The 2461-nt window shown below is 34.9% G+C and carries 3 protein-coding genes; all 3 read left to right on the top strand.

Translation table 11 applies throughout. The features are described from left to right. The first annotated feature begins 84 nt into the window (after positions 1 to 84). The gene (locus JQM82_RS15220; protein WP_235251252.1) at positions 85 to 1206 is read left to right on the top strand and encodes a radical SAM/SPASM domain-containing protein; all 1122 of its coding nucleotides are present in this window, start codon (positions 85 to 87) and stop codon (positions 1204 to 1206) included. An 18-nt stretch (positions 1207 to 1224) separates the two neighbouring features. Next, entirely contained in the window at positions 1225 to 1989 is a 765-nt protein-coding gene (locus JQM82_RS15215) for an SDR family NAD(P)-dependent oxidoreductase (RefSeq protein ID WP_235251251.1), read from the top strand. A gap of 14 nt (positions 1990 to 2003) precedes the next feature. Beyond that, the coding region (locus JQM82_RS15210; protein WP_235251249.1) for an SET domain-containing protein at positions 2004 to 2461 on the top strand (458 nt) is incomplete at its 3' end.

Here is a 2461-nt window from a genome sequence, read left to right as displayed (position 1 = left end):
GTATAAAAACAGGAATACAACATTGACTTGATTGGATAAATATGTTAATCTCAAAGCAAGATATAAAGAAAAGGAGGGGATATCATGTCACATGTTAATAAGCAGATGATTTCTTTCTTTTTGACAACGGATTGCAATTTGCGATGTGTGTATTGTTACAACTGCAATGAAAGAGAGAAACAGGAAACGAAAACTTTGTCTTTAGAGTTTGCGAAAAAAGGATTGGAATTATTTTTTAAGACTAATCCAAGCAGACACATCAGATTTTACGGACCAGGTGAGCCTACTCAAAAGATTCAGCTAATGAAGGATATTACAGAGTATGCATATGAATTGGCAGGGGATAATCTGAGTGTTGAATTGCAAACAAATGGAGCATTTGGAAAGTCAGCTAGGGAGTGGATAGTCCAAAATGTAGATATTGTTTGGGTATCATTCGATGGACCGCCGGATATTCAGAATGCAAATCGCCCATTTCCCCAAAAGAAACCTTCAGCAGGGGTTATTGAAGAAAATGTAAAGTACTTACTTGCTAATAAAAAGAAGGAAGGAGGAATAATTGGTGTAAGAATAACGATTTCAGAAAAAAATATCAATAGACAAAAAGAAATGATAGATTATTTCTTGGGTTTAGGAATTACATACATGTGGACAGATCCTCTTTTTCCAGAGGTAACAGATATCCCTGTATGTAAAGATGAAAATAGAAAAGATAATAAACTTTTGGATATGAATGAATATGCTGAGAAATATATTGATGCATACTATTATGCAAAAGAAAAAGGTGCGTTTTATGGGAGCTTTTTGGCATGCAATTTTGATGGTTCTTCGGAATATCATTGTAGAGCATGTACTTCTGTTCCCCATCTTACTCCTGATGGCTACATATCAGCATGTGATATGGTAACTTTTGGAGAGAATGCGCATCATATGGAAATGTTCGTTATTGGAAAATGGGAAGAAAGAGATAAAAAGATTGTTCTTTATCCAGAAAGGATAGAGGCACTAAAAAAACGAAAGACAAGCAATATGGAACACTGCAAGAACTGTTCTGTAGCTGAACATTGTGGTGGATATTGTTTGGGGGAGGTTGTAAACGAAACGGGAGACTTATACGGTCAAAAAATTTCGCATTGCGTTGCAATTAGAAAGATAGCAAGAGAAGTGGGATTTTCAAAAACTCCATATAAATTTATGCACCCATAAAGAAAGGATGGTAGCAATATGAGTAAAACAGTTGTGGTTAATGGAGCAGCATGTGCAGGATTTGGTGAGGAGACGATGCGCAAGTTGGTAAGTCAGGGAGTAAAAGTAATCGGTCTTTATTTTCCTGAGGATAGTGTGAGGGCACAGGAGTTGAAAAAAGAATTTTCTGAAAATTCTTTGAGTTTGATTGCAATAGATGCTTATGATAGAGAGTGTGTCATGGCAGGCATTCATAGTATTAAAGATGAGATCGATGGTTTTGTAAATGCTCATTTCATTTTTGAAATGGATGATATAAATGACTTTGATTATTTGAATGCAGAAAAGGTTTTCTTTGCGAATTATCATATGCCATTACTAATGACAATTGAATTAAAGAAAAAAATGAAAAAAGAATCATCGGTAGTAATTGTAACAAGTACGGAATCAGAGAGAGGTTCCTATGGTGGTATCTCTTATGCTGCATCTAAAGCTGCAATGCATAATGCAATTAAATCTTTAGCATGCAATTGGGGGAAAGAAAGTATTCGTGTAAATGCAGTGGCAGCAGGATGGATTGGCGGAGAAATGGATACTGATGGCCCGTTTGAAGTATCAATGAATATTACACCGTTAGGAAGATTGGGACGAGCAGAAGAAGTAGCAAATGTGGTGGCTTTTTTACTTTCCGATGAAGCAAGTTTTGTAAATGCACAGACACTTTTTGTTGATGGAGGATATTTATGTGTTGATGATATTGCGAAATATGAATATGAGGAAGCTCAAAAGGCTGTTAAGAAATGAGAGGTGGATAAACTATGAAATCTTATGTGTCAGGAAAGATTGAACTTCGTGATAGTGTTATTCACGGTAAAGGAATGTTTGCGAAACAGCACATAAAGAAGGATGAAATAGTGTTTATTAAAGGTGGGCACATTTTATCGAGAGAAGAATTATTTACATCAGAAAAGATAAATAGTTATTTGCCAATTGCAGACAATTTTTTTATTGCAGCATGTTCACCGGATGAAGAAGAGCAGATTAAATTGTTTAATAATCATTCTTGTGAACCTAATTGTGGTTTAAGAGGTGAAATAACCTTTATAGCAATAAGAGATATTTCTCCAAATGAAGAATTGACATGTGACTACGCTTTTATTGATGATGAAGATTACAGTTTTAAATGTAACTGTGGAAGTTCTTCATGTAGGAAAATAGTTACAGGTCATGATTGGAAGATACCACAATTACAGAGGAAATATTATAAGTATTTTGC

The sequence above is a fragment of the Faecalicatena contorta genome, from assembly GCF_021531995.1.
GTDB classification, from domain to species: Bacteria; Bacillota; Clostridia; order Lachnospirales; family Lachnospiraceae; genus Dorea_A; species Dorea_A contorta_A.
This window is presented reverse-complemented; position numbering and strand designations above follow the sequence as displayed.

Coding starts and splice junctions, on each gene's coding strand:
- JQM82_RS15215 (WP_235251251.1), top strand. CDS start 1,225: ATGAGTAAAACAGTTGTGGTTAATGGAGCAGCATGTGCAGGATTTGGT.
- JQM82_RS15220 (WP_235251252.1), top strand. CDS start 85: ATGTCACATGTTAATAAGCAGATGATTTCTTTCTTTTTGACAACGGAT.